The organism is Paenibacillus sp. NPDC058174 (genome assembly GCF_042883865.1).
Classification (GTDB): Bacteria; Bacillota; Bacilli; order Paenibacillales; family Paenibacillaceae; genus Pristimantibacillus.
The window spans coordinates 403,679-429,795 of record NZ_JBHVUY010000003.1 but is presented as its reverse complement, the minus strand read 5'-3'; the positions used below and the strand labels follow the sequence as shown (position 1 = coordinate 429,795).

The 26,117-nt window shown below is 50.8% G+C and carries 23 protein-coding genes; 4 read left to right on the top strand and 19 right to left on the bottom strand.

Features of this window, described 5'->3' with window-relative positions:
- Positions 1–8: 8 nt before the first annotated feature.
- Positions 9–914 carry a LysR family transcriptional regulator gene (locus tag ACFVVF_RS18030; protein ID WP_387812480.1) on the bottom strand — a complete coding sequence of 302 codons (906 nt, stop codon included), beginning with the start codon at positions 912–914 and terminating at the stop codon, positions 9–11.
- A gap of 157 nt (positions 915–1,071) precedes the next feature.
- Between ACFVVF_RS18030 and ACFVVF_RS18025 the strand changes: the two genes are divergently transcribed.
- Complete coding sequence (locus ACFVVF_RS18025) at positions 1,072–2,139, top strand: YeiH family protein (RefSeq protein ID WP_387812477.1); 1,068 nt, start codon at positions 1,072–1,074, stop codon at positions 2,137–2,139.
- A 14-nt stretch (positions 2,140–2,153) separates the two neighbouring features.
- On the opposite strand, the gene ACFVVF_RS18020 is transcribed toward ACFVVF_RS18025, so the two are convergent.
- From ACFVVF_RS18020 to ACFVVF_RS18000, 5 genes are all read right to left on the bottom strand, one after another.
- The gene (locus ACFVVF_RS18020) at positions 2,154–4,127 is read right to left on the bottom strand and encodes a GTP-binding protein (protein WP_387812474.1); all 1,974 of its coding nucleotides are present in this window, start codon (positions 4,125–4,127) and stop codon (positions 2,154–2,156) included.
- Positions 4,124–4,294 (bottom strand): hypothetical protein, encoded by a 171-nt coding sequence (locus tag ACFVVF_RS18015; protein ID WP_387812471.1) that lies wholly within the window; start codon positions 4,292–4,294, stop codon positions 4,124–4,126. Before ACFVVF_RS18015 ends, ACFVVF_RS18020 begins: the two co-directional genes overlap by 4 nt.
- A gap of 60 nt (positions 4,295–4,354) precedes the next feature.
- Positions 4,355–5,101 carry a type I methionyl aminopeptidase gene (gene map / locus ACFVVF_RS18010; RefSeq protein ID WP_387812468.1) on the bottom strand — a complete coding sequence of 249 codons (747 nt, stop codon included), beginning with the start codon at positions 5,099–5,101 and terminating at the stop codon, positions 4,355–4,357.
- Positions 5,102–5,240: 139 nt separating this feature from the next.
- A complete protein-coding gene (locus ACFVVF_RS18005) occupies positions 5,241–5,669 on the bottom strand; it encodes a zinc-ribbon domain-containing protein (protein WP_387812465.1) in 429 nt (142 codons plus the stop codon).
- Positions 5,670–5,808: 139 nt separating this feature from the next.
- The gene (locus tag ACFVVF_RS18000) at positions 5,809–6,024 is read right to left on the bottom strand and encodes a hypothetical protein (protein ID WP_387812462.1); all 216 of its coding nucleotides are present in this window, start codon (positions 6,022–6,024) and stop codon (positions 5,809–5,811) included.
- A 316-nt stretch (positions 6,025–6,340) separates the two neighbouring features.
- Here ACFVVF_RS18000 and ACFVVF_RS17995 point away from each other — a divergent pair, with 316 nt between their 5' ends.
- On the top strand, positions 6,341–6,847 hold the full coding sequence (locus tag ACFVVF_RS17995) for a hypothetical protein (protein ID WP_387812459.1): 507 nt from the start codon (positions 6,341–6,343) through the stop codon (positions 6,845–6,847).
- A 226-nt stretch (positions 6,848–7,073) separates the two neighbouring features.
- Positions 7,074–9,362: an ATP-binding protein gene (locus tag ACFVVF_RS17990; RefSeq protein ID WP_387812456.1), complete on the top strand. Its 2,289-nt coding sequence runs from the start codon at positions 7,074–7,076 to the stop codon at positions 9,360–9,362.
- A gap of 10 nt (positions 9,363–9,372) precedes the next feature.
- Here ACFVVF_RS17990 and ACFVVF_RS17985 read toward each other — a convergent pair whose 3' ends face one another.
- The 9 genes from ACFVVF_RS17985 to ACFVVF_RS17945 all read right to left on the bottom strand — a co-directional run bounded on the left by ACFVVF_RS17985 (position 9,373) and on the right by ACFVVF_RS17945 (position 20,465).
- The gene (locus tag ACFVVF_RS17985) at positions 9,373–10,254 is read right to left on the bottom strand and encodes an ABC transporter ATP-binding protein (protein WP_387812453.1); all 882 of its coding nucleotides are present in this window, start codon (positions 10,252–10,254) and stop codon (positions 9,373–9,375) included.
- A 3-nt stretch (positions 10,255–10,257) separates the two neighbouring features.
- Positions 10,258–13,092 carry an ABC transporter permease gene (locus ACFVVF_RS17980; protein ID WP_387812450.1) on the bottom strand — a complete coding sequence of 945 codons (2,835 nt, stop codon included), beginning with the start codon at positions 13,090–13,092 and terminating at the stop codon, positions 10,258–10,260.
- Between the two features lie 76 nt (positions 13,093–13,168).
- Positions 13,169–14,194 (bottom strand): efflux RND transporter periplasmic adaptor subunit, encoded by a 1,026-nt coding sequence (locus ACFVVF_RS17975; protein WP_387812447.1) that lies wholly within the window; start codon positions 14,192–14,194, stop codon positions 13,169–13,171.
- Entirely contained in the window at positions 14,172–14,900 is a 729-nt protein-coding gene (locus ACFVVF_RS17970) for an ABC transporter ATP-binding protein (RefSeq protein WP_387813142.1), read from the bottom strand. The genes ACFVVF_RS17975 and ACFVVF_RS17970 overlap by 23 nt, the downstream gene beginning before the upstream one ends.
- A 78-nt stretch (positions 14,901–14,978) precedes the next feature.
- Positions 14,979–16,028: a LacI family DNA-binding transcriptional regulator gene (locus ACFVVF_RS17965; protein WP_387812444.1), complete on the bottom strand. Its 1,050-nt coding sequence runs from the start codon at positions 16,026–16,028 to the stop codon at positions 14,979–14,981.
- 396 nt (positions 16,029–16,424) lie between these two features.
- Entirely contained in the window at positions 16,425–16,991 is a 567-nt protein-coding gene (locus ACFVVF_RS17960) for a CatB-related O-acetyltransferase (protein WP_387812441.1), read from the bottom strand.
- Between the two features lie 101 nt (positions 16,992–17,092).
- A complete protein-coding gene (locus ACFVVF_RS17955; RefSeq protein WP_387812438.1) occupies positions 17,093–18,277 on the bottom strand; it encodes a polysaccharide deacetylase family protein in 1,185 nt (394 codons plus the stop codon).
- A gap of 107 nt (positions 18,278–18,384) precedes the next feature.
- Positions 18,385–19,776, bottom strand: coding sequence for a sensor histidine kinase (locus ACFVVF_RS17950; RefSeq protein ID WP_387812435.1), 1,392 nt, complete (start codon positions 19,774–19,776; stop codon positions 18,385–18,387).
- A complete protein-coding gene (locus ACFVVF_RS17945) occupies positions 19,773–20,465 on the bottom strand; it encodes a response regulator transcription factor (protein ID WP_387812432.1) in 693 nt (230 codons plus the stop codon). The genes ACFVVF_RS17950 and ACFVVF_RS17945 overlap by 4 nt, the downstream gene beginning before the upstream one ends.
- Positions 20,466–20,702: 237 nt before the next feature.
- Here ACFVVF_RS17945 and ACFVVF_RS17940 point away from each other — a divergent pair, with 237 nt between their 5' ends.
- Positions 20,703–21,257: a histidine phosphatase family protein gene (locus ACFVVF_RS17940; protein WP_387813139.1), complete on the top strand. Its 555-nt coding sequence runs from the start codon at positions 20,703–20,705 to the stop codon at positions 21,255–21,257.
- Here ACFVVF_RS17940 and ACFVVF_RS17935 read toward each other — a convergent pair whose 3' ends face one another.
- From ACFVVF_RS17935 to ACFVVF_RS17920, 4 genes are all read right to left on the bottom strand, one after another.
- Positions 21,258–21,791, bottom strand: a complete 534-nt coding sequence (locus ACFVVF_RS17935; protein WP_387812429.1) for a GNAT family N-acetyltransferase — start codon at positions 21,789–21,791, stop codon at positions 21,258–21,260.
- Between the two features lie 107 nt (positions 21,792–21,898).
- Positions 21,899–23,713, bottom strand: coding sequence for a flagellin (locus ACFVVF_RS17930; protein ID WP_387812426.1), 1,815 nt, complete (start codon positions 23,711–23,713; stop codon positions 21,899–21,901).
- 189 nt (positions 23,714–23,902) lie between these two features.
- A complete protein-coding gene (locus ACFVVF_RS17925) occupies positions 23,903–24,529 on the bottom strand; it encodes a type 1 glutamine amidotransferase family protein (protein ID WP_387812423.1) in 627 nt (208 codons plus the stop codon).
- A gap of 131 nt (positions 24,530–24,660) precedes the next feature.
- Positions 24,661–25,929 carry a hypothetical protein gene (locus tag ACFVVF_RS17920; RefSeq protein ID WP_387812420.1) on the bottom strand — a complete coding sequence of 423 codons (1,269 nt, stop codon included), beginning with the start codon at positions 25,927–25,929 and terminating at the stop codon, positions 24,661–24,663.
- Positions 25,930–26,117 lie beyond the last annotated feature (188 nt).

The following is a 26,117-nucleotide window of genomic DNA, read 5'->3' as shown; positions in this document are numbered from 1 at the left end:
GCCTCGCCTTATTCCAGATCAGGCAGACCCTGATGCGCGCGCAATATTTCTAAAAATATCTGCAGTGCTTTCGTCTGCAGCTGATCGTCGATGCGAACAAGCGAAAACTCTCTTTCTACAGGCTGACCCTCCAAGGTCAGCCTGTTTAGCGTGCCTAGCTTAAGCTCCTTACGCACAGCCCAATGAGACAGCAGCGTGATGCCCAATCCCGCTTCTACCGACTCCTTAATGATTTGTGTACTGCCAAATTCCATCGTTGCCGGGAATTGCAGCCCGATATCACTGAACATTCTTTCCGTAGCCTCGCGAGTGCCCGAGCCTTCTTCCCGAACGATCCATGTCTGATCTTGAAGCTGGGCTGCCGTTACATCCTCCGCCTCTCCCAGAGAGGGATGAGCGGAGGAAGCCATAATATACATCCGATCCTTCGCAAAAGGCTCTACATGCAGCCTTCCATTTCCATGGTGAAGCTCGCCCTCCACGATGCCGATATCAAGCTGCCTGCCCGCGACCAGCTCGGCAATCTCCTTCGTATTGCCGATCGTAATCGTCGGTTTGATTTCCGGATAATGGCGCTGCAAATAGGCAATGGTATGGGGAAGCGCATATTCGCCAAACGTATAGCTGGCCCCGATCGCCAAGGTCCCGCTTGCCTCATTCATCAAGTCATTGACCAGACTTTGCATGCTTGTGTACAGCCCGGCAATCTCTTTCCCGTGCCGGTAGACGATTCTCCCCGCTTCGTTCAGCCGGACATACTTGTTGCTGCGCTCCAGCAGCTTCGTACCCATCTCGCTCTCCAGCGCTTGAATATGCTGGCTCACTGCAGGCTGCGTCATATGAAGCGCCTCAGCAGCCCTCGTGAAGTTCATTTTCTCCGCAACCGTTATAAATACGAGCAAAGATTGATCCAATCCTCGCGCCCCCCGACATTCAAATATTTATAATAACCATATCATTATTATAACAATTAGAACTATTTATTTTTCTTATGATAGCTATTCAATTAAGCTTAATCCATACAAACAAAACGACACTCCATCGTTTACAACAACAAGAGGTGAACAGCTCATGCGGACACTATCTGACAATGCCCTTCCATATCGGCAAGACAAAAAGAGCCGCCATCACGGCAGCATGCTCCATCTAAAAGAATGGCTAGGCGGTCTCGCTTTTACCGTTATCATTGCCGCGGCCGCTTATGGCCTTTCCCTGCTGCCAGGCTTTAGCCGGTTAGGCCAGATGGCGCTAGCCATCGGCGGAGCCGTCATTTACCGCCAGTTATTCGGTTACCCCGAGCAATGGCGAAGGGGCATTCAGCTTGCCTCCAAGCAGTTGCTTCGGTTTGCCATCATTTTATTCGGTCTTCGGCTCAACATCGGCACTGTGCTCCAGCAAGGCTGGGGACTGCTGCTGCAGGCGGCAATCGTCGCCGTCTTTGCGATTGGACTTACCGTATGGCTTGCACGGCGGCTGAAAGCCGACTTCTCCCTTTCGCTGCTGCTTGGCATCGGCACCGGTATTTGCGGCGCCGCAGCTATTGCCGCCGTATCGCCCATTCTGAAGTCACGCGACAGCGACACCGCCATTGGAGCCGGGCTCATCGCCCTCATCGGCACCATTACTGCTGTAGGCTATACACTGCTCCAGCCGCTGCTGCCGCTAAGTACGGAACAATACGGCGCTTGGGCCGGCATCAGCCTGCATGAGATCGCCCATGTCGCCTTAGCGGCTCAGCCGGCAGGCGAAGATGCCGTTGTGATGGGCCTGCTCGCCAAGCTTGCCCGCGTGTTCATGCTGATTCCGCTCAGCTTCGCGCTGATTCTCATTATGAAACGCAAAGACAAAGGCAAGGGCGATACCGAAGCCAAAATCACGTTCCCTTGGTTTCTGATCGGCTTTATGGCGATGAGCGCCTTTGGCACCTTTTCCGCCCATACGGCTTTCGCGGTTCCCGATTCTGTTCTGAAGTTTCTCGCGCAGGCGGCAACCTTCCTTCTGGCAATGGCTATGGTCGGGCTTGGCCTCAACGTCGATCTGAAAGCGGTTCGGGCAAAAGCGATCCGGCCATTAACCGCCGCAGCCATTACGACCGTACTCCTGTCTGCCGGCACGCTGCTTGTCCAATTATTCCTCTAAGCAGAAAACAGCAGTTAGCCCTGCAAAGCCTTGCGTACGCTCAAAATATATTTCGACTGGTCGAGCGGGTTCACGCCTCTGCGCACCCGTTCGGCTTCAACATCCGGAGGACATTCCTCATATCCGGCGAAAAAGGTAGCCATCGTCCCTCTGCCCTTCGTCAGCGAATTCAGTTCCACCGAATAGGACAGCGACGTAGCCGCAGGAACTTTGCCCTCTATAAGCATACGGTCGCCTTGCAATACGGGCGCGTCAAAGCTTCCCCGCATCATCGACAGATCATTCATGACACGCCCGCCGTTTTCTTCAGGTACTACGATCCGAAAATGCAGCACAGGCTCAAGCAGCTTAGTCCCGGCAGAGGCAAGACCGTTCATAATGCCCATAGGAGTCGCTACTGCAAAATCAAGCGGATGCGTATGCCATACATGATGCTGGCCTTCGATTAGCGTCACCTTCAGATCGACGACCTCCCAGCCGCGGAGCCCCTGCTGCAGCGCCTCCGGAACCCGGCGTGCCACCTCATTCTGATACTGCGGCTGCAGTTCCTCGGAGCGTACAAATGCTTCGTACTTCACTCCGCTGCCTCGCTCCCCGGGCTCCAAGCGGAACCGCAATATGGCCCAGCATGGCTTCGGCATCAAATAAGCGACATAGCCCTCTCCCGCTTGACGCGGCGTTTCCTTATAAATGATCGACGGCTGTCCGAACCGCACGTCCAGGCCGTAACGGGCAGCCAGCACCGTCGTTAAAATTTCCAGCTGGATCGGGCCCATTACCTTCACATGGAGCTCCCGTTCATCCTGCAGCCACTGCACGTCGAGCAGCGGATCTTCGTCAGACAGCTCCTGCAGCGCGCTCACGACCGCCGGATATTGCTGCTCATCCGGCCAATGCGCCTGCACAGTCAACAGCGGCACTGCCAGCCGCACTTCCTCCGGCACTGCATCTGCCACGCCCAATATGTCACCGATCCGAACATGCGACATGCCGCATACCGCAGCAATGTCTCCCGCCTCCAGCATACCCAGATCCTCCGAACGGCCGCCTTCGACCTTACGGATTTGCGTCACCTTCTCGTCGACGTTTTGCGTGGCGTTGCGAACGACATCGCGATTGCTCATCGCCCCGTCGTAGAGGCGGACATATGCCATCCGTCCCATCGTTTTGTCCCGTTCGATCTTGAACACAATACCGGACAACGGCGCGTTCCGGTCACCGCCCGGCTCCGGCAAATAATGCAGAATTGCATCCAGCAGAGCCTCGATCCCGATCCCCTTGCCCGACGCTCCATATAACACAGGGAACAGCTGGCCTTGTCTCGATAGCCCTGCCGCCTGCTCCTTCCACTCCTCAAGCGGCACGTTCTCCCCCGCCACATAGCGAAGCAGCAGCTCCTCGTCGCGTTCGGCGACCGCTTCTATAAGCGCTGTCCGCTCCATCTCAGAGGCGGTCCACGAATCTGCGCCGCCCGCAAACTGCTGCTCGCTGCCCAGCGGCGTCTGCACCTCGACCGCATCCCTCGTCAAATAGCTGTGAATGCTGTGCAGCACCGCTTCACGGTCCGCGCCGATTCGGTCCATTTTATTCACATAGATGACTGTCGGAATCCGCAGCTTGCGCAGTGCGTTCCAGATCATTTCCGTCTGTGCCTGCACGCCTTCCACGGCGGACACGATAAGCACCGCCCCGTCCATCACCCGCAGAGAGCGCTCCACCTCGGATAGAAAATCGACGTGCCCCGGCGTATCGACGATGTTGATGCTTGCGCCTCTCCAGGTGCAGGAAGTAGTCGCAGCACGTACCGAGATTCCGCGCTCCCGCTCGACCTCCATCCAATCTGTCAGCGCTGTCCCCGCATCGACACTGCCCAGTGCACGGGTTCGCCCGCTCAAATATAGCATATGCTCCGTCGTTGTCGTCTTGCCCGCGTCTACATGCGCAAATATGCCCACATTGCGGCGGCTTGCTATGCCTCGTTCCGTCATGCTCCCGCTCCCCTGTTCATCCGCCCGTACCCTTCACCCGACTTTGCACCGCCTGTCCGGCGTTCAGTAACAATGTAGAATGAATGCGCTTGCTTGATTGTACCGATAGCGTAACTCGCTCCGCCTATTCCCGTCAAACCGGTATCCTCGCTAAAAAAAACCGCCACACGGCCAACGATCGGTCATTCCGATCATTTACAAAGCCGTGAGGCGGTTTTTCTTCTTTTTTATTGAGCGGTCAGAATAATCGGACCGTCTGCCGTAATCGCAATTGTATGCTCGTATTGCGCCGAAAGCTTGCCGTCTCTCGTCCGGGCAGTCCAACCGTCCGAATCAATCTTCGTCAAATAGGTGCCGACGTTAAGCATCGGCTCGATCGTGAACACCATTCCTTCTTTAATGCGCGGGCCTTTATTCGGCGGGCCGTAATGCGGAACCTGCGGGTCCTCATGCATCACTTGGCCAATGCCGTGTCCGATGAAGTCGCGAACGACGGAGAAGCCTTCCGATTCGGCATACACTTGAATCGCATGCGAGACGTCGCCAATCCGGTTGCCTGCAACAGCCTGCTCAATGCCCTTGTAAAGCGATTCCTTCGTTACGCGCAGAAGGCGGTCTGCCTCCTCCGATACTTCGCCGACTGCGTATGACCAAGCGGAGTCCGCCAGCCAGCCGTTCAGGTTCACGACCATATCAATGGTAACGATGTCGCCGGCGTTCAGCTTCTCCTTTTTCGGAAAGCCGTGGCAAATGACATCGTTAACTGATGCGCATGTTGCATAAGGATAACCTTTGTAGCCCTTTTGCTCTGGCGTAGCGCCATGCTGCTTCAGCAGCTTTTCTACAAATTGGTCGATTTCTTGAGAGGTGATGCCCGGCTCAATGAGATTGGCGATTTGACGGTGGCATTCCGCCAATATTTTTCCCGCTTCATGCATCCGGTTAATTTCTGCAGCTGTCTTTATTGTAATCATCTGGTGGTTCTCCTTCTTCTCAAACAAACTTATCTGTTCTTATATTTATTAAAGAGCATACATCAGCGACAAGCCTGCTTGCAACCCGCATCGGTGACAGCTCGATTATTCCAACGGTTTGCCGCATGCGGACAAAATTTCATCCCTGCAACGGTTTGCCGCATTGCGGACAATATTCATAGTCGGCCGATGCCAGACGGGTTCCGCAATAGGGGCAAAATTTCTTGACGCCATCCGAGTCTGCTGCGGCGAGCGAATCGCGGCCCTCCTTGCGAGCCTTCCGGTAGTGGCGATCAAGCGGATCGGGCTCCTCCTCGGCATCAACGATGTCTACAATCGACATCCGGTTTTCTCCCGTCGCATTTTTATAATGAACAACTGCTTGGAATATTCCCGTGATGACGAAAACAACGCCAAACAACGGAAAAATAATGCCGACCAGCGGAAACGGCGCATTCCTCGTCATCGAAAATGCGATGATCGTCCATAAAATTCCGAAAATAACGGAGCCAATGCTGCCTGCTGCTCCCATAGCCGACGGGCCTCTGCCCGGTTTAATGCTTTTCATGCCAGCCGCCTCCTCATATAGGTTCTGATATATATACGGCTCGGCGCGTGATTTTCCTCTTTTTCCCTTGAGAGACGAAAATAATCCCCTTCAGATCGAAGGGGACGGGTATTATTACTATTTAAAATGACCGCAATCATTATTCCGTTTCTCCCTCAGATGCTTCGTCAGCTGCCGCTGCCGATTCTTCTTCTGCAACCGCCGCTTCTTCGGCAGCCGCTTCCACTTCTTCCTCTACCGCAGCTTCTTCCGCTGCTTCTTCAACAGCCTCTTCTGCAGCAGCTTCTACTGCCTCTGCAGCAGCTTCAGCAGCTGTCTCTTCCACCGCTTGTACAACTTCTTCCTCTTGGCTCATCGTTATCACCTCCTAGTCTTGATTACTTATAATTGTAGCGCTTTCATAGTAGATAACAAGAGGTGTAAATTGTCGGAATGTAAGAGCTTTTGCCTAATGAACGCTCTTATTTGTAAATTGTGAGAGCCTCCTCACTCATTTGACAATAAGGGGCTTTTTTCGACATCCGCAAAGCTAGACTTTAGTCTAGTTCAACGAATACCCAGAGGACGAGGACAGCGCCAAGACGGCTATGTTATGCTTAATTCAACAGCAGAACAGCACGATGAATAAAAAACAACAATGCACACTAATGAAGCAAAGGAGTCTACCTGGCATGACTAAAAGGACGATACTCGGTCCCGTACTTATTTTGTTCGGCGCTTATCTTTTTCTCAATCAAGGCACTTCCTTCGGTCCGGGAAATCTATTCGCTTATTTCTGGCCCACGATGTTCGTCATTCCGCTTGGCTTGTTTTTCCATTGGATGTACTTCTCGATGACGGGCCGCAGAGGCGTCGGCATGCTCATTCCAGGCGGCATACTGTTCATGGCCGGCTTCGTCTCCCAGATCGCCATGCTATTCGATAACTGGAAGTACATGTGGCCGGGTTTCATTCTGGCCGTTGCGGTGGGACTCTTTGAATTTTATTGGTTCGGCAACCGCAACAAATGGCTGCTCATCCCAATCAACATTTTAACGGTGCTCTCGCTGCTCTTCTTCGCCGTATTCTCGCTAGGCGCATTCCTGAACAGCTTGACGCATCTCCGGCCTTTCTTAGCTATCGCATTCGTCGCAATCGGAGCTCTCATCCTCATCGTTCGCAATCGAAGAGAGGAATAATTCGCTGTAAAAGAAGCTGCCTGTACAGGTTCATATCGCAAAGAAGCGCATCCAGCAGGCTATCTCGCCGCAGGATGCGCTTCTTTGCGTTTCCTCGATTTCAGACCGATTGGATTGATCTATCGTGCCTGCCTATAAATTACCCTTACAACAAGGATTTCCAGCCTGTGACGTCAAATAAATTGAAGAAGCGATCACGAATATGAACATCCGGGAGGGAAGCCTTTTGTCGATCAAAGCTAAGCTAGCATGGTTTATCTCTTTAACGGTAACCGTCGTTCTGCTTCTTAATATATCTATCTACTATTTCAACTCCAAGGTCGAGCTGCAATCAAGTGCCGAGCAGCAAATGCTCGTCATCGCCAAGCAAATCGGACAATCGATGGATACAGCCCAGCAATCCCGGCGTCTCATCGAGAGCGGTCTGGGCGAGAAGCTGCGACTCGCTGCGATTGCCGCTCAGAATCAGCTTGATCCGGATATCGCCAATGTAAGCAATGAGGAGCTCGAGACGCTCAGCAAGCAGCTCGGTGTCGATGATATTACGCTATGGGTAAGAACCCGGGATGATATCGTTGCGGTAAAATCATCCGACCCGGCAGAGCTCAATATCAGCTCGAAAACCTGGGGATATTGGTACACGGCATTCAACCAGCTGTTTGACCTTGAGCCTGTCACGATAAAAGAAGGGCAGAAGCTCAGCCACTTCTGGTCCGGTCCTATTAACTATGCAACCTCCAACCCTTCTCATATTAATAAATGGGGCAGTTACTATGACGGCACGACCAACTATATGATTAACCCGTTTATTAACGCTGATTTGTTTATGAAATTTGAAGAGACGAGCGGCAGCGAAGCAATCGCAGCCCAGGTGCTGAAGGACAATTCTTCGATTCTTGAAGTGACCGGCTTCAATACTGAATTCGTCGGCAAAAAACCAATTATTAAAATTAAAAAGGGAATGCCTATCTATAACCTTGACGTCCGCAGCGTAATTTTTGGCAATAACGACTATATCGGCCGCAATGACAATGAAAATATTATGCTGGCGGAGTCCACTGGGGAGGTGGTGACAGCCAGAGATCATATTAACGGACATGAAGTGCTGAAAAGCTTCGTTCCCATCGTTGGCCAAAGCACGACTGTCATCGGCATCACCTTTGATCTAGGGACGATTCAGAAAACGCTGCTGCGTCAATTATCCGTACAGGCGTTAATCTCGCTTGGACTAATCCTATTCACGGCAGCTGCCAGTTCTTTTTTAGCCGCCTTTATTATTCGCTCATTGAACCAGATACTCAGCAAAGTCAACGAAATTGCGCAGGGCAATTTCGGCGTCCAGGTAGCTGTGACCAGCAGTGACGAGCTTGGACTTCTCGCTTCGCGAGTCAACACAATGAGCCATAATCTGCAGACGTACACGACGCAGCTTAAAGATGCGAACGAGGAAATCCGCCATACGAAGCAATATTTGGAATCATTCGTCAACCATACCTCAGATGCTATTCACGTATCAGACTTATCCGGCTATCTCATCCAGATCAACACAGCGTTTGAGACCATTTATGGCTGGAGCGAACAGGAAGCATTGGGCACGAAGCTGGACAACATCCCGGAGGAATACCGCAAGGAGTTTGAGGAACTTCTCGATATTGTGAAAAATGGCGGGTCGATTACGGATCAGGAAACCGTCCGCTATAGCAAAAATGGCAATCCCATCGATGTCAGTCTGACGATCTCGCCAATACGGAATGAATCCGGAGACATCGTTGCGATTGCCACCATTTCCCGGAATATTACGGCGAGAAAGCACACAGAAGAGGTGCTGCGCCGCTCGGAGAAGCTCTCCGTCGTCGGCCAACTTGCGGCGGGCGTCGCCCACGAGGTGCGCAACCCGCTAACGACACTGCGGGGCTTCGTCCAATTGCTGCAGCAGAATGAGAAGCTGACCCCCGCTTACTTCGACATCATGCTGGCGGAGCTTGACCGGATCAACTTTATCATCAGCGAGTTTCTTGTCGTCGCCAAACCGCAGGCCGTCCATTTCCAATTGATTAATGTCCGCGATACGCTGCGTGATATCGTCATGCTGCTCGATTCCGAAGCCAATTTCAACAATGTTCGGCTTGTCACCTACCTGGACGAGCAAGTTCCTCTAGTGATGGGCGAGGTCAATCAGTTGAAGCAAGTATTTCTGAATGTCATGAAGAACGGCATCGAGTCCATGTCAAATGGCGGGGAATTGACGATCGAGCTGCGCTACGCGCCTCCTGAAGGTATTCTCATTCGAATTACAGATCAAGGAAGCGGCATAGCCGAGCCGGATTTGAGCCGGCTGTGCGAGCCATTCTTCACCCGCAAAGAAGAGGGCACAGGACTCGGGCTGATGGTAAGCCAGCAAATTATCGACAATCACAAGGGCAGCATGCATTTCAAAAGCCAGCTGGATGTCGGAACCATTGTCGAAATCAAATTGCCGCTGCCGCCAGCGGCGGCAACGGCAATTACGAAATAGTACCGTTCAGCTAAGCATCCTCCGGCGGCGACAGCACGATGCGCCCGTCCTCGAGCTCTACCCGAACTTTACGTTTATCTTTGAAGCCGGCCGTTTCCAGGTAGCCCGCAGGCACCTGGAGGCGGCCGGCTTTGTCGAGCACGGCATACTCCACATGCGTCTCCCGGGCAGCCGCTTCATCTTCCGCCATTGCCTCCAGCTCCTGCAAGTACGATCCCTTCCGCAGCATCTCCGATGAGATTTTGCCGTCGCGAATCGCCACTACCCGGTCCACCTTGCGCGCAAGCTCGGGATCATGCGTGACGATAACAACAGTTAGACCCAGCGTCCGGTTGAGCTCCCGGAACAGCTCCAAAATTTGCGTCGCCATTCGGCTGTCTACCGAGCCTGTCGGCTCATCGGCCAGAAGCAAGCGCGGCTGATTAGCCAGCGCAATAGCGATTGCAACCCGCTGCTGCTCGCCGCCCGACAGCTGCTGCAGCTTATTATGGGCCCGGTGGCTGAGGCCGACCGCTTCCAGCAGCTCGCGCGCACGCTCCTTCTTGCGGCGCCCCTGCAGCAGAATCGGCAGCTCTACATTCTGCTGGGCCGTTAAATACGGAATCAAGTTGCGGCCATTGTTCTGCCATACAAAGCCGACGCTTTCCCGTTTGTAGCGGACGTAATCACGCTCGCTGAATTTGAGCATATCTTTGCCGTCAACGACGAGGCTCCCGGCAGTAGGCCGGTCAAGCCCTCCCAGCATATTGAGCAGCGTCGACTTGCCGCTGCCGCTGTTGCCGATAATCGCCATCAGCTCGCCGGCCTCCACATGAAGATCCAGCCCCTGGAGCGCGAACACTTCCAGATCCGCCGCCTTGTATATTTTGACCAGTCCTTCGCAGTGAATCAACGGTTAGTCCTCCCCCAGCTTGATGGCCTGATGTATTTTCAACCGAGACAGCATAACGCCCAGAATACCCAGCCCAATAATGAGCATGGCGCCAACAAAAATATAAATCCGGATGGAGTCTGTCGGGTCTACCGTTACGATAAACGGCGGAACAAGCGTCTTCGCATCGAATGCATTCTGGAACACCGGAACGAATAGACGGCTTGTTATATAACCCGTCAGCAGACCGATGCCAACAGCTGCACCAGACGTCAGCAGCTGCTCGACGGTCAGCATACCAAGCAATTGGCGCAGGGACAGGCCCATCGCCCGCATGATGCCGTTCTGCAGCATCCTACCGCGCAGCACAAGCAGCCAATAAAGCAAGAAGCCCACGAAGCTGATCCCTAACGAAATAAGGAAACCTAACGTTAGCGCTCCGTTCACCGCCATTAGAAACGGATCGCTCTTCGCCTTGCTTATCGCTTCTCCCGTGTTGTCGATCGTCGTCAAAGACAGCTTGCTGTTCTCGATGCTATGATACAGTTCGCTTACGGAGGCATTCGGCTTCAGCTTCAGCCAGACTTCGTAAGGTTCCATGGACAGTACGGTCTGAATTTGCTGACGATGGCCTACAATCAGCATAGGAGGATCATTGCTTCCATCCGCAACCGGACTAAATGTCGGGAAGTAATCTACGATGGCATAGACGATAAACGGCTGCTGATTAACGCCTTCCCAGCCGACATAGATCGTGTCGCCCTGCTTCAGGCTTCTTTTTTCTGCCAGCGTTTTGGAGATCAGAACTGCATTCGGCTCTGTTGCCAGCACATTCAAGTACTCATAGAACGGATACGGCAGCAAGCCATTCCGGAACCATGACGTCATGCCGAATTCATCCGTATCAATCCCCATCAGCCTGGCAGTTCCGCTGCCGCCATTGCTGGAGAAAGCAGCATTATTCTTGATGAACACCCTCGCTGTATGCTCTACCCCAGCCAGCTTCGTATAAGGCTCAAAGGGAGGCTCTACGTAATGAATGACATCCGGAACCGGCTTAGACGATTGTCCCGGGCCTGCCGCTCCGCCCCCTTGATCGGAAGGCTTGTCATTCGGCCACAACGCCCGCAGCACGACATCTGCGCCCGCAGCATATTGGACCCGGTCCTCACTGTTGCTGTTGATCGTCCTAGCCGCGCTTGCGCTGAACATTCCCGTGGCTATCGTCATCATAAGAAAAATCATCAGAAACTGATAGCCGGTACTTGAGCGTCCAACTTGAATTAGCGTGGCATAGATGGAAGGAGGCCACCATTTCTTCCCTGACCAATAAACCAGCCGCAGAAAATAAGGATAGATTCGCAGCAGCAGCATGCCGCCGCCCAAAATGAACAATGCAGGAACCGCGAACTGCAGCGGATCAATATGCAGGTCAGTTCCAGCCAAGCCTAACGTTTGCAGCGACTTCATGCGCGTATGAAACACTCTCAAGCCATATAGCGCGATGGCCAGTGCAATAACATCCAGAAACAGCTTATGCCAGAAAGGTGTTCCGCCCATGCGGGCCATCTGCTGCTTATGACCGACGATTGTCGCCCTGGTCGCCTGCAGCGCCGGCAGCAGCATAATAACGAATACAGCTAATGCTGTAATAATCGCATACGTATAGACCTCGCTGTTCAGATGAACGCGGATGCCGGTTCGTTGAACGAAGGACATGAAACCGTTGGAGGAACCTAGCACCTTAGTAAGAAATAAACCTAGCGGCGGACCTGCCGCCACCGCCAGCAAGCTGAGCAAGCCATATTCGGCCATATAGGACAACATGATCTGCAAGCGTGAAGCGCCCCGGCTGCGAATGACGGCGATTTCCGTCCGCTGCCGGTTCGTAATGAGATTAGATACCATAAAGACGTATAAAGCGAGCATGGACAGCACCGGCACGTTCAGCGACCACATTAGAATACGCAAGCTGCTGGAGCGCTCGAAATAAGCGTCGATGACATTCAAATACTTGGCATCCATCGAATAGTTGTAGCTTGTTTCTACGAGCTTTTTCAGCTCCGCTGCCGCATGCAAATATTGATCGACCGTGCGCAGCTCCAGCTTGGAGTAATCCGGCACCAAATGCCAGCCGCTGGCACCTGTCTGAAGCCTCTTCGTATCAAGCAACTCTTTCTCCAACAGTTCCCGGTTGATGAGTACGGAGCTTGTATAATTGCCCAAATCAGTCGATTGGAAAAACAGATCGTCGTCATTAAGCTTTGTAAATACGCCTACGGGCTTGATCTTGATCGTCTCCGTCAACGTCTTGTCCTCGAGCGTAAATTCCGACCCCAGTACGGTGCGCAAATGGTTCAGACCCTTCTCGGTCACAAGCACCTCGTAAACGCCATTGACCGACTTCTTCTCCGGCATCCGCCCGTCAATAAGCTTAATATGCTGCTCCAGTCCTTCGACGCCAACCAGCTTGGAACGAATGTCCGACGTTTTCTTGCTCGACTGCTGCTGCCTGCTGTCAGGCTTCATCGTATACGTCAATGATTGCACATCGTATGTCGATGCGAGCAATGGAACGGGAATAGACGGAATAACCTGTTTGCGTACGAAGCTGTCATTGGCGTTCTTCTGCCGCAGCCTTCCGTCCGCATCGCTGGACGAGTAGACGAAACGGGCTGACAGCGTGCCTGGATAGGTAGTGCTGCTGCCCTGCGAGGTCTCCAGCTCTTTGATCAGCATGCGGGAGAGAATCGCTTCCGTATACATCGGAATGCTGGATACGAGGCCGACCGTAATAATAAGCCCCATCAGCAGACTGGCCTCCAGCCACTTGTTTTGCGTCATTTTGCGAAAAATCATGGACAACAAAGCCACCTGCAAGCCTCCGCTCCTGTCAAATGAGTTGCATTTCAGCCTTGGATCTTGGCAACTGCCATCAATTCATAACGATCTTTTGCCCTTCATCCAAGCCTTTCGTAATTTCGACCAGCGTCGTCGAGATCAGTCCGGTCTCCACATCGATCTCCCGCAGCGCTTTATCGTCGAGCACGCGGACGAAAGTACGCCCCATGTAGGTGCGGAGGCCGCTTTTCGGAATGACCAGCGTATCCTTGTGCTCAGTCAATATGATGACCAAATCGCCGCTCATGCCCAGCTTCGCCCCTTCTGGCAGTTTGTCTATGTCTACGTAGAGCGTTTTTTTGTATTTTTCAGCCAGACCCTCATTCGTTGTCTCCGGGGCAGTGGATGGCGTCTGCACAACCTTGCCCAGCGTCTTCGTGCTGCCGGTAGAAATCTCAGCCTTCATTCCGACCGAAGCTTCACGGATAAGAGCCGTATCCGAAGATTGGTAGGAAAAGCGCAGCTTGCTAGGATTCACTACAGTTACGAGCGTCTGGTAAGGCTGTACCGTATCGCCCGGCTCCAAATCCTCAACGAAAACAACGAGACCATCCATAGAAGCGCGCAGCTCACTGCGTTCGATTGTGCCTTGCAATTTGTCATACTTCAGCTTCTCGATATCCAGCTGCAGTTCTGCCAGGCGCATCGCATCGGGGTCATCCGCATTTCGCTTCAGCTGCTTCAGCGCATATTCCGCTTTTTGAAGCGCCAGCCTCTGCTCCAGTATCTGCAGATCCATTCCGTCCACTCCAAGCTTCAGCAATAAGTCGCCCTTTTTCACCGTATCGCCGGATTTGACGCTGACCTTCTCGATGCGCCCGCCCTGCGAGATGAATTGCGCATTATCGGTTTCCGTGGACTCGAAAAAACCGGCGCCCCGGATTTCAGTGCGAATATCGCCTTTCTCCACGAGTACAGTAGAGTAATTCTGTTCCGCCGGCTTGACGAGCGGCGGCTTAATCGGCGCTTCCTCCTTCGGAAGCAGCGAGCAGCCGGATAATAGAGACAGGCTTGTGAGCAGCGCCAGCGCCGCTCGGCTAGAGTTTTGCAGCTTGAACAATGATCCCATCCTCCAATTCATATACCTCGTCAACAACCTCCATAATAGCCGGGTCGTGAGTGGTCATAATGACGGTCATCCCGGCTTCTTTAACGAGCCCCCGCAGCACGCTCAAAATATGCAAGCCCGTCCGGCTGTCCAGCTCCGCTGTCGGCTCATCGGCCAGCAGCAGCTTCGGCTTGTGCGCAATAGCCCGTGCGATGGCGGTCCGCTGCTGCTCTCCGCCCGACATTTCAAAGGGCCGATGATGCATGCGCGGCTTCAAGCCGACGAAATCAAGCGCCTGCTCCGCCGCCTCTTTTCTGCCGCTTGCCGTTACGCCTGCAATCCGCATCGCGAACTCGACATTCTCGTAAGCTGACATTAGCGGAAACAAGGCGAAGGACTGGAAGATAAGTCCCATCCGTCTGCGCCGGACATCGCCGCGCGCCTTGTCCGACAGCTCATTCAGCGCCTTCCCGTCGAAACGGACGCTGCCCTCGGTTGGAGTATCCAGTGCGGCCAGCAGATTGAGCAGCGTCGTCTTGCCAGAGCCCGATCGTCCCTTCAAGGCAATCAGCTTTCCCGCTTCGATCGATAGATCGACGCCCTGAAGCACGGTCGTCGCCGCGCTGCCCCGTCCGAACGTCCTCTTAAGACCAGAAACACGAAGCAGTGCATCTGTTCCTTCCTTTTGCAGCAACCCTGGTTGCGGCGTTACCGCCATTTCATCAGCCCCCGTCATCTTTCTTTGCATTCGAATTGGTACGATCCGCTCCTGATTCTGCCGCTGTTTTCTATGTACTCACACAGCATCCGGCGTCTTGTCAGCAGCATCCTTAACTCTGCAAGGGGCTGTCGTTCGCCGTCTGATCAATTGCGGCGGCAGACCGTCAAACACGGTGCCCTGACCTCCATCAATCAGATCGGTAAGCAGCTCGACTGCTCGTTCGCCAAGACGTTCATACGGATGGCAGATCGTCGTCAGCGGAGGGTTCGTGTAGGCGGTAAAAAAGGCACCGTCATAACCGATGATGGACATTTCCTCGGGAATACGGACTCCGGCTTCGCTCAGTGCCGCTACGGCCCCCATCGCCATTAGGTCGTTCATACAGAAAATCGCCGTGATCCCGGCATTCTCGCGCCACAGCTTCAGGGCTGCCGTCCCGCCGCTGGCTCCGCTGAAATCGCCATAAGCCATTGGCGTATCTGGCAGCGGATGGCCGCTGCTCTGCTCATAGCCCTCTTGAAAGCCCAAGTACCGGTCCCGGCATATACGAAGCGATTCCGGACCGCTAACAATGCCAATCTGCAAATGCCCAAGCTCCCCCAGACAAGCACCGGCCTGCCGGCCTCCAAGATAGTCGCCGCCGGTAAAAGTTGAGCAGCGGCGGCCGTACGCCCCGCCGAAATTGACACATGGCATTTCCAGCTCCAGCGCCTCCTGCAGCATCGGATGATCTGCCCCAAAGCCGGGCAGCACAATGATGCCGGAAAGATTGCGCAAAGCCACCCATTTCTCCAGCTTGCCGGGTTCATAAGCAAAGAATGGCACTGAGAACACGAGCACATCCTTGCCGAGCAGCCGAAGCGCCTTATGCATGGGAGGGAACAGCTCGGCAAATTCCGGGGTCGCCTCGAATTCAAACTCCGGCGCGAATACACCGATGAAGTTGCTTCGCTTGCCCGCTAGCTGCTGCGCGCCAAGATCCGGCACATAGCCGAGCTCCCGCGCTTTCTGCTGTACGCGTTCAACCGTCTTCGGGTGTACGCCATAGCTGCCGTTCAGTGCGCGCGATACGGTGCTGACTGCCAGCTGCAGCTCTATTGCGATGTTCTTGATTGTTGGTCTCATAGCAGCCCTCCATGCTCCACAGGAGAAATCCGGCGACAGCCGGTCGGTTCAACAGACTGACAAGATAGGAAAAAAGAGATGATGTCTGTAAGCGTTTGCATGAATCGCAATTCTCGCTGCTCCGATTCGGCTTTCCTGCTGCGTCTGCGGGTCATGTCCATTCTCAAAGTGACAATCTAATGAGAACTTCCCCTGCAACAGCGGGCTATTGCTGCCAGCGCGCCATGATAACCTTCTCCCTTTTCGGAAACGTTTGCGATAAATATATACTCAGATACTACAACAACAAGAAAATATTGTAAATGTCTTTTTTGCAAACGTTTCCGAAATGAATCCTATTTGTCTATTAACAGAAGCGGCAAAACAAAAAACCGCCATAAAAGGCGGCTGAACAGCTTATTTCCCTATCGATTTCGCATAGCGGAACAATCCGAAAAAATCATTCGACATCAGCAGCGGAATAGCCGGCTCGATCTGATGCGGCTCCCAGTCCCACCATTGAATGCGCATCAGCCCATCGATGATATTTTGCGGGAAACGGTACTTGACGACACGGGCCGGATTGCCGGCTGCAATTGCGTATGGAGGGATGTCCTTGGTGACAACCGATCCCGTGCCAATACACGCACCGTGTCCAATGGTTACACCGGACATTACGGTGGAGCAGATGCCAATCCATACGTCGTGCCCAATCACGACATTGCCTTTGGACCAGGTAACATTAGGAGTGTGACCATGCTCAGGCATAAACGCGCTGAACGGATAGGTCGTCCCCCAATCATAACGGTGATTGCCTCCCAACATAATCGTCGTGCCGCCAATTGAGCAAAATTTGCCGATGACGACAGTATTGGTCGAGCTATAGGACAATACGACCGGCGTGCCGTAAGTGTAGGGGCCGATGTACGTATTCCCATTCAAAAATCGCGGCGGATGAATCGCCAGCAGCGACTCCATTCCCATTGCATCACTTCCCTATCGGTATTCCTTCTCTTGCACGCTTCTCTACTCTACCTTGTAGAATATTCAGAGAGGAACCGAATGGGACTAGGCCGCTTCCCTTACTACGATACCAGCGACACCCGCTTATTCTTATTGTCCCAATGAATTTCAATATGATAGCTGTTGCAAAATTCCCGCAGCGGAATCATTAGACCCTCTTCCTCTTTCGCAGACCGTACACCTGTAAAAGCAGCTTCTTCTCCGTCTATGCGAATTCCGACCGCTCCCTCTGCCATTGCAGGTTTGCCCGCGCGCTTCAGCTTATCGATCAATTGCTCCGCTGTCTCGCCATCCTGCGCCCCATTAATGCGGAAGCCGTTGACCTGCCCGGGAGCATTCAGTCCATCCTTCACCGTGAACGAAAGCTCAATTCCGAGCGGCTCCAGTTGCTTCAGCACTTCCTCGTTGAACGCGCCATACGGAAATGCCAATACGCCCCGCTCATTTCCCAGCTCCTCCTTCAAGCGTTGCTCTGCTAACGCCAAGTCGTCGACAATCCGCTTCCGGTAGACCTCATCCGTTTCTGTCTTTCCGGTCGCTTGGTTATAAAGACGGACAGTCATAAGCGGTTTGTTTCCTCCCGCCGCGTTGGCTTCCCCGTAATGATGCAAATCATACGTATGACTGTAAAATGACATGCCCGACTTCTGCATCTCTCTCATCTGATCCCAGCTCAACTTAGCCAAGCCCGTTCGCTTATCGATAGCCGATACGATCACGAAATTTACTGCCGGATACTCGTATTTCTTTAGCACGGGATAAGCTACCTTATAGAAGCTCTCATAGCCGTCGTCGAACGTCAGCAGCACAGCATTGTCCGGTACTGCTGCTCCGTTCTTTATAAAATCTATGTATTGCCCTATGTCGATGACCTGAAAGCCATTGTCCTTCAGCAGCGACATCTGTCTTTCAAACCGCTCGCTCGAAAGCTGCTTCGTGCCCGGCGCCGGCTCTGTTCCGATATCATGGTACATTAATACGGCAACCTTGTTGGAATAGTAGCTCGTGCTGCTGCCTGTTTCTTCAGGCGCGATTACCGCTTCGATTTTTTTCTGAAAATGCTCCTCGATAAAAGCTGAAGGCACCAGCATTTGCCCGTCCTTCATCGTAACGGCTGGCGGCTCCGCCAGCTTCACGCCATTCACGACGAAGCCTACCTCCGTTGACCGGTTGGCCGTCTGCTGGCATGCGCTCAGAAGACCAGCTAACAATACTAGCGATAATAAGACATGACGAATGTTAAACAAAATAAAGCCCCCTCTATTTCTTATCGATAGGGATAAGTATAGAAGGGGCTTCTTAACGTCACCTGGCGGAAAAGCTTATCAAATCCTTAACGTTCGCTTAAAGAGGCTTAAGCATGGAGCGGCAGCCGGATTTCGAATACCGTCTCCTTCTTGCTGCTTTGAACCGAAATCGATCCCTGATGCCGTTCGACGATGCTTTTCACAATCGCCAGCCCGAGACCGCTTCCGCCCGTATGCTTGGAACGCGACTGCTCCACCCGGTAGAACCGCTCGAATAAACGCGGCAGCTCCTGCTTCGGGATCGGCTCGCCGTAATTGGCAAAAGCAACGACTGCCTGCCGGTCTTCTACCGAAAGGCGGATATCGAGATATTTGCCCTGCGAGCCGTAGTTAATAGCGTTGGCCATAATATTCTCAAATGCGCGAACGAGACTCTCCCCATCGGCAGCAATTAATATCGCACCATCCGGAGCATCGATGCGGCATTCCATATCCGCCTTAGCCAAGCTTGGCACAAATTCCTCCGCCAGCTGGCGAAGAAAGCCGATGAGGTCCAGCTCTCTAATATCCAGCTCATCTTGATTATTGTATTTGGTATATTCGAACAGATCGTCGATCAGACGCTTCAGTCCGCGTGACTTTTCATGCGCAATATTGACGTAGTAACGCAGCTCGACCTCATCCTTGTAGCGATCGTCCTCGATAGCTTCCAAGAAGCCTAGTATGGAAGTGAGCGGAGTGCGCAAGTCATGGGATACGCCGGTTATCAGATCATTTTTCGTCCTCTCAGCGTTTCGCTCCTCTTCAATCGAAAGGTTAAGCTGCCGGCTCATCCGGTTGATATTATGCGCAAGCAGCCCAAGCTCATCCGTCGTTTTTACCGGAATGGAATGATCCAGCTGCCCTTTGGCAATCTCCTGCAAGCCTGTTGTAATCTGCTTTAAATAACCGATCATCGAGCTTGTCGTCAAATAAAATACGATAAAAAACAGCAGAATCCCGCTTATCGTCATCAGGACGGGGGAGCCGATGTTGTTAATGATCCATTTTAACCCGGGATTGCTTGGGTCTTTGAAAATCAGATAAGAGATGAAAGCATGTCCAATAAGCAGAAGGCATCCTGTTATCCCTATGCTGGAGATAAAAATGAGCAGAAACCTCCACCGCAGCGTCCGAAACAGCCTTATCCCGCTTCCCCTTGCTTCCAGCTGCTCCAGTTCCCGTTCGGCCCTGGAGTTTCTTTGCGTGTTGTTAAGTATGCGGCCACGCATCCCGAAATAAAAGAAGGCAAAGAGCAGCAGACCTGTTGCAAGCATGAGCGGGATTGAGCCGATATGCTCCACTAACCAAATGAGCGGGTAATCATAGGGCTCAATCTGAATGAGCACAGACAAGACCGACCGCCCCGCCAGCACGATTAGGAATGCCGCGACAGCTCCAATAAGCAGCAAAATTCTTTTTCGCTGTACGTCCACGTTAAGCGCCGCCCTTTCATTCATAGCGATTCCATTTTATAGCCGATGCCCCATACCGTCTTAATGAATTTCGGAGCTTGTGCGTTTTTCTCAATCTTCTCCCGCAGCTTGCGGATATGAACCATGACCGTATTTTTTGACTCCATGAACGGCTCATTCCAGACGGTTTCGTAGATTTTATCCATGCTAAGCACGATGCCCCGGTTCACGGCCAGCAGATGCAGGATCGCGAATTCACGCGGTGTCAGCTTTACCTCCTGCTGATCGACGAATACCGTATGCATAGCCGTATTAATGACGAGATCATCGATAATAATCTCATCGGCATTTTTAGCCTCAGCGCCCTTAAATCTCTTATAGCGGCGCAGCTGCGATTTCACCCTTGCCACCAGCACCAGCGGGCTGAACGGCTTGGCTACGTAATCGTCGGCCCCGATGCTAAGACCGGCGATTTTGTCGATATCCTGGCTTTTGGCCGACAGCATAATGATCGGAATGTGATGCTCCTCGCGAATTTTCATACAAGCCTCCAGGCCATCCATCCGCGGCATCATCACGTCCAGAATAATCAGATCGACCGGATGCTGGCGGAGCTGCTCCAGCGCTTCCAAGCCATCTGACGCCTTCAGCAGCCGGTAGCCTTCATTCGTCAAATAAAGCTCCATCAGCTTAATAATGTCCTGCTCATCATCTACCAACAGGATCGTTTCCATCTGCAACCGTACCTCTTTCTATCAGCAAATTTGTAAAATCATAGGCATAAAAAAACAAGCCTTCAATGGCTTGTTATGTATTTGCGCAGCAACAGGGAGCTATTAAGCTAGACCTGTATTGTTTATTATACAAAACTCTATCTATGATAAAAATGTTTATTTTCAACTAGTCATACAATACTTTTATAAATCGAGTAAAATATGGGTACTTACCAAATCGATAGGCTGGTGAATGCATTGATTACAACTCTTTATTTGGTCCGGCATGCTCATTCTGTTTATTCTTCTGATGAATGGAACAGACCCTTGTCAGAGCGCGGAACAGAAGACGCCCTTAAAGTTGCGGATAGACTGAAAAACGAAAAGATTACTGCCGTTCTTTCAAGCCCCTATAAGAGAGCCATCCAAACGGTCGAAGGGTTAGCTGAAATCCATAGCCTTAAAATCGTCTTAGAAGAGGACTTTAGAGAACGATTATTAGCGGCTGAACCCGTAGATGATTTTAACCATGCCATTGAAAAGGTATGGACCGAGCCTTCTTTCTCCTGGGAGGGAGGGGAGTCCAACCTCATTGCACAAGAAAGAGGAGTTGGAGCGCTACATAGAGTCTTGCAACGATATGAAGGTGAAAATATCGCAATCGGAACGCATGGCAATATTATGGTTTTGATCATGAATGCCTTGGATACAAGATTCGATTTCGCATTCTGGAGACAGCTGGAGATGCCTGATATTTATAAGTTAAGCTTCGACGGGCTAAACCTTATTGAAGTGACACGCATGTGGGAGTAATTAGATATTTGTATACTCAATCAACCAACAATCTCGATATTCCCCTTCATGAAGTTCATTTTGGGGTAACAGTTTAACCTTCTCAAACCCACACTTCTCATAACAACGAAGCGCTCTCTCATTCCGTGTTTGAGGGTCCATAACTACTCGATCTGCTTGTTTCTGTTTAACTAAAAACTCCACCATAGATTTAACAAGAAGGGTGCCAATACCCCTATTCCAATATTCAGTTTTCCCTATAAATTGGTCCATTCCATAAATAATATCAGGGACTTCTGCATACCCATATAATTCTTTTGATTCTTTATCCAATTGATAATACTGAATATATCCAATTTCCACATTTTCAAATACTACAATACATCCGATTTCATCACGCTGGTAAAATTTCTTATTCACCTTTTCCAAATCAAAAGGATTGTCTCTTCCTTCATAATATTCAAGAACGATAGGGTCAGAAAGCCATTTAGCTAATAAATAGTTATCCTTCAATTCCAATTTACGAACGAGCAACTTACCATTTTGAAATAGCATTTTATCTCCCCTAGCAATATTAGATTAATAATGTCCATAAAGCATAAAGCACTATAAACGGAGTGACTACCAAAAAACCTGCCCCATCAGGCAGGTTCAGGTCAGTCTCAGCTTTTCATTAATTGCAGAACGGCTTGCGGATTGTTATTCGCTTGAGCCAGCATGGCTTGCGCGGATTGAGATACAATGTTGGACAGCGTGATATTGACCATTTCTTTAGCTATGTCCGTATCCCGAATTCTCGACTCCGCAGCTGCTAAGTTTTCTTGATAATTTCCTACATTGTTCATCGTATGCTCCATACGATTTTGCAAGGAACCATGGATCGCCCGGACATTTGTTACTTTAGCCAGAGCCCCTTCTGTTTGAGCAAGGGATTGCGAAGGGTTCGATGGCGGCAGTATTCCGATGTTCGATAGTCCCAGACCGCTAGCTTTGACGTTGAATAAAGGGATCTCGATGGTCTCGTGCGCTTTCTCTCCCGCCTGAATGACAAGCTGCGGAGGGGCATAGTCGATATCTGTAATGTCCGTCACTACCTCGGATTCAATATGCCTGGTGACCTCAGTTTCCGTTGTATGCTCGAGGACCTCAATATTTGGCGACAGCGATAGCGGGCCGTACTTAAATCCAATGGTCATACTCTGGCCTTGTGCCAAATTGTACTCCCAATTGAAATTAATTTGCGGCTCCCCTGGCACCGTATTATTAATGGTGAGCCCTGTTGGCGCTGCAAGTCCGAGTCCATCATCAAATTCAACACTCGCATTCGCTTCTTCACCTTCCATATGGAAGACGTTACCGGACACCGGTGAGATTACATGATTGCCTGGCGGGAGCGGATTTCCTGTATCGTCAATCATCACTGCGTTTTTAGGCGGATTCAAGCTGTTGCTCATATTAATGGTTGAATCTGTTGTCCCGTTATTTTTCATTTCATATCTGATTTCGATCGAATTGTCTGCATTTATCGTCCGGTATCTGGTTACGGATATATCTGTATTGGGAAAAACAAAATGATCAACTGCCGGAACCGTTCCGGGATTTGTTCTGCTCCCATATTCCAACGCTCTTGAAACTCCGTCAACTTCAATGTTCTCAACCATATTCCCATACAATTGCGAATGATGCGCTGAGCCAAAATAGGTATCATTTCTTCCTACGGTATACCAATAAGCCGGGTCCGTATAAACGGGGTTCGTTGTAGGGGCCGTCGTTTCATAAACCTTCGTATTTGTATCTGTTTTGGTAGTCGTCTGGGTATCGACCTTATAATCGTTATAGCCTTCTCTTCCATCCGGAAATACTTTAGGCGTCGTTTGACTTGTGCTGGAGTAGGTCTGGGTCGTCGTGGTCGTATCTGTGTCCCTTGTTTTTTGACGCGGTGTGCCCGGCGTTCCTGCAGGTGCATAAATTGGGCTTTTTGATATGTAAATATCAGTCGGCGGATCGCTGATGTTCATTGTCGTATCGGTACTCGAACGGTCCGCATAGATTTGGTAATCGCTGCGAGCCAGAAGATTGATTGTGTTGAATGTGTTCGACTCTGCAATATTATCAATGGCCTCATTAAGCTGGCGTATTTCCAGTTCGATCATCCGCTTGTCCTGATCGGAATAAGTGCCGTTCATCCCTTGAACGAGCAGCTCCTTCTGCCGCGCAATAATGTTCGAAATTTCCTGCATACCGCCATCGGCGGTCTGAACGACAGATATGCCATCCTGTACGTTCCGTTCTGCCTGCTGCAGCCCTCGAATCTGCCCTCTCATCGACTCCGAAATCGATAGTCCCGCCGCATCATCAGCAGCTCTATTAATACGCAAGCCTGAAGCCAGCTTTTCCGATGATTTGGACAATTTCTCATTATTTTTCTTCAATATATTGTCAGCATTTAATGCGGATATGTTATGGGTGATTCTCATAATCGGCTCCTTGTAAAAGAAATTAATGATTGTAATGATTACCCACTACTACCATAACATAATCTCCTAAAAACCGACAATAATATATGATACTAAAAAACCTATCGACCCTTATTATGGAATAAAGATGACGCTCAGATTTCTCTGATGTCATCTTTATGTTCTTTTAGATCACTATCCGGTTATAGCTCATTGGATGGTGTTCATCAAATCATAGAAATACCTGGATTCATGCGTTTTATTTAGCCCATACCAAGCGTCTAATGTTTCTGGAGAAAATACATCCAACGCTTTTAAAACATGAACAGTAAATTCTAAAGGCGCTACTCCTGATGCAGTGATTAATTTCCCGTCCGTTACAGAACATTCCGGTTTGTAGTGCTTCTCACCGCTATAAGAATGACAAATCATTTTAAGATAGGCCAAATCATTGCTTGTATGCGGACGTGAATCTAACAATCCTGCTCCAGCAAGTCCCAAGGTTGCACCACAAATTGCTCCAACTACTACTCCTTCCTCTATGCACATCGCAGCAATTTTTAAAATAGGCTCATGAATAGCTTCTGTCCATGTATTTCCACCAGGCAAAATCAATGCATCTATGTCTTTAATGCTGCACTCCTCCACCTTAACGTCTGGAATTATTTTCAGTCCACCCATTGTCGTAACTGGAGTCTTTTCTATTCCCACAGTGACTATTTTTGCGGGCGCCACCCCCTGCCTGAAGTATCTTCCCGTGTTCAACTCAGCAGTTAAGTACCCTGCTTCCCAATCAGACATCGTATCAAACACGTAAAGATATACCGTATTATTCATCTCGAACGCTCCTCATCAAATTCATTAATAACAGCAACCGTTCATTGTAATGAGCGGTTAGGTTCATAATAAAACAACTTCACTGACAGCTGCTGTCAGTGAAGTTGTTACACCAGGTAATATTCAATTGCTTACTCTTGCAATAAAAGGGTACTGCCCCTTGAGGCAAACAATTCCTTTATGACATCCTCATCGCCAAATCCATAGGGACAATCATCAGAAGGATTATTGGCACTGTAGTACCAACGGTAAATATCATAGGAGTCCTCATATTTTGCGTAAGCAGTTATATATTCTACTGGAGCAAGCTCTGCCACTCTTTCTGCGGTCAGCGTTTTCGAAGCATAAGTCATCTTGATGCTTTCCGTCATGATCCGGCGGGATGGCATCTGAACCCATCCTTCTGGATAACGCTCATTGACCCATTGATCGATATAGCGCAGAAACTCGACACGGGCATCGTCCCGGAGAAGGGCAAACCAAGTGATTTCGTCGTAGCCCCAGGCAAAATGGCTTTCATGGTTAGGGACCCCGCGAGCACGGTCCCGGCCGAAGTTATCAAACTCTACGATAAAGGGCATCGAATCAGCCGCCCAGCCGCTTGGGGATACGCCTGGTGCACTGCGCGCGAACAAGCTGTCCAAATATCCCTCTTCACAGATACATGCCATTGGCTTATCCATGACTTCCTTTAAGCGGATTGGAAAGCAATTATAATCAAACAGGCTGACTCCGTCTACGCTGATGCCGTGTGTATGCGCATCACATAATACATAATGGCGGCGGGCATGCTGCTTGGCATAATCCCGGATCATACCTATTACTTCTTTGAAATAACGGAAGCCTTCATCCTCCGCACCGATCAAATGCACCTGTCCGAAATGAATGCCTTCAAATCCTGCAAGGATATAAGAACATGCTCGGTAATAAATCCATAGACGGGATTCCAGACGGTTGATATCCTCTACTGAGGAGTCCTTGCCCCATTGGTTGATATACCTGCCATTCTCAAAAACCATATTCTCATAGGAAAAATACCGGTCCTCAGGATCAAGTCCAAAAGCTTCAAACACCCATGCGGGTACTTTTACTGAGGTTACGAAGCTTTTTTGAATACATTCGAATACACAGGCCTGTAAAATAAAGTCCGGATCCACCTCATGTGCGCGGTCTGCACGTTCCTTCGCAATCCGGAAATGCCGCTCATCATCCGTGCTGTCCCATACATAGGAAGCCCGTCCGATAAACTTCGCGCCTTCATTCTTCAACATCCGAATATCGTCCTCAAAGGTTGAAGAAGCCAGGCTGTTATCCTCACCAATGCCGCAATGCGTCACTGCACGTGACAGATAGTTATTCAAAACCTCTCTTGATATAAATCCGTCAAAAAAGAAATCCATCGGATACCTCTCCATTTCTTCATAGATTTATAAACAAATTCTGTTGTGCTGTACCAGGAACACTGCAATTATATTGGACAATAGCAATAGTAATATGCTTCATCACCTTGTAGCTGCTGCTCGAAAAGGCAATAATTTAAGTATATATGGACATTGTAATTAGACGGAATGTGGCATTATAAAAGTTT

Excerpts from the sequence above, each read along its gene's own strand:
- ACFVVF_RS18020 (WP_387812474.1), bottom strand. The coding sequence starts at position 4,127 with ATGACGGAACGAGGCATAGCAAGCCGCCGCAATGTGGGCATATTTGCG.
- ACFVVF_RS17930 (WP_387812426.1), bottom strand. The coding sequence starts at position 23,713 with ATGAGAATCACCCATAACATATCCGCATTAAATGCTGACAATATATTG.
- ACFVVF_RS17945 (WP_387812432.1), bottom strand. The coding sequence starts at position 20,465 with ATGGAAACGATCCTGTTGGTAGATGATGAGCAGGACATTATTAAGCTG.
- ACFVVF_RS17980 (WP_387812450.1), bottom strand. The coding sequence starts at position 13,092 with ATGATTTTTCGCAAAATGACGCAAAACAAGTGGCTGGAGGCCAGTCTG.
- ACFVVF_RS17950 (WP_387812435.1), bottom strand. The coding sequence starts at position 19,776 with ATGAATGAAAGGGCGGCGCTTAACGTGGACGTACAGCGAAAAAGAATT.
- ACFVVF_RS17935 (WP_387812429.1), bottom strand. The coding sequence starts at position 21,791 with ATGCTATTTCAAAATGGTAAGTTGCTCGTTCGTAAATTGGAATTGAAG.
- ACFVVF_RS18025 (WP_387812477.1), top strand. The coding sequence starts at position 1,072 with ATGCGGACACTATCTGACAATGCCCTTCCATATCGGCAAGACAAAAAG.
- ACFVVF_RS17965 (WP_387812444.1), bottom strand. The coding sequence starts at position 16,028 with ATGAGACCAACAATCAAGAACATCGCAATAGAGCTGCAGCTGGCAGTC.
- ACFVVF_RS17995 (WP_387812459.1), top strand. The coding sequence starts at position 6,341 with ATGACTAAAAGGACGATACTCGGTCCCGTACTTATTTTGTTCGGCGCT.
- ACFVVF_RS17970 (WP_387813142.1), bottom strand. The coding sequence starts at position 14,900 with ATGGCGGTAACGCCGCAACCAGGGTTGCTGCAAAAGGAAGGAACAGAT.
- ACFVVF_RS17960 (WP_387812441.1), bottom strand. The coding sequence starts at position 16,991 with ATGGGAATGGAGTCGCTGCTGGCGATTCATCCGCCGCGATTTTTGAAT.
- ACFVVF_RS18000 (WP_387812462.1), bottom strand. The coding sequence starts at position 6,024 with ATGAGCCAAGAGGAAGAAGTTGTACAAGCGGTGGAAGAGACAGCTGCT.
- ACFVVF_RS18005 (WP_387812465.1), bottom strand. The coding sequence starts at position 5,669 with ATGAAAAGCATTAAACCGGGCAGAGGCCCGTCGGCTATGGGAGCAGCA.
- ACFVVF_RS17925 (WP_387812423.1), bottom strand. The coding sequence starts at position 24,529 with ATGAATAATACGGTATATCTTTACGTGTTTGATACGATGTCTGATTGG.
- map (WP_387812468.1), bottom strand. The coding sequence starts at position 5,101 with ATGATTACAATAAAGACAGCTGCAGAAATTAACCGGATGCATGAAGCG.
- ACFVVF_RS17920 (WP_387812420.1), bottom strand. The coding sequence starts at position 25,929 with ATGGATTTCTTTTTTGACGGATTTATATCAAGAGAGGTTTTGAATAAC.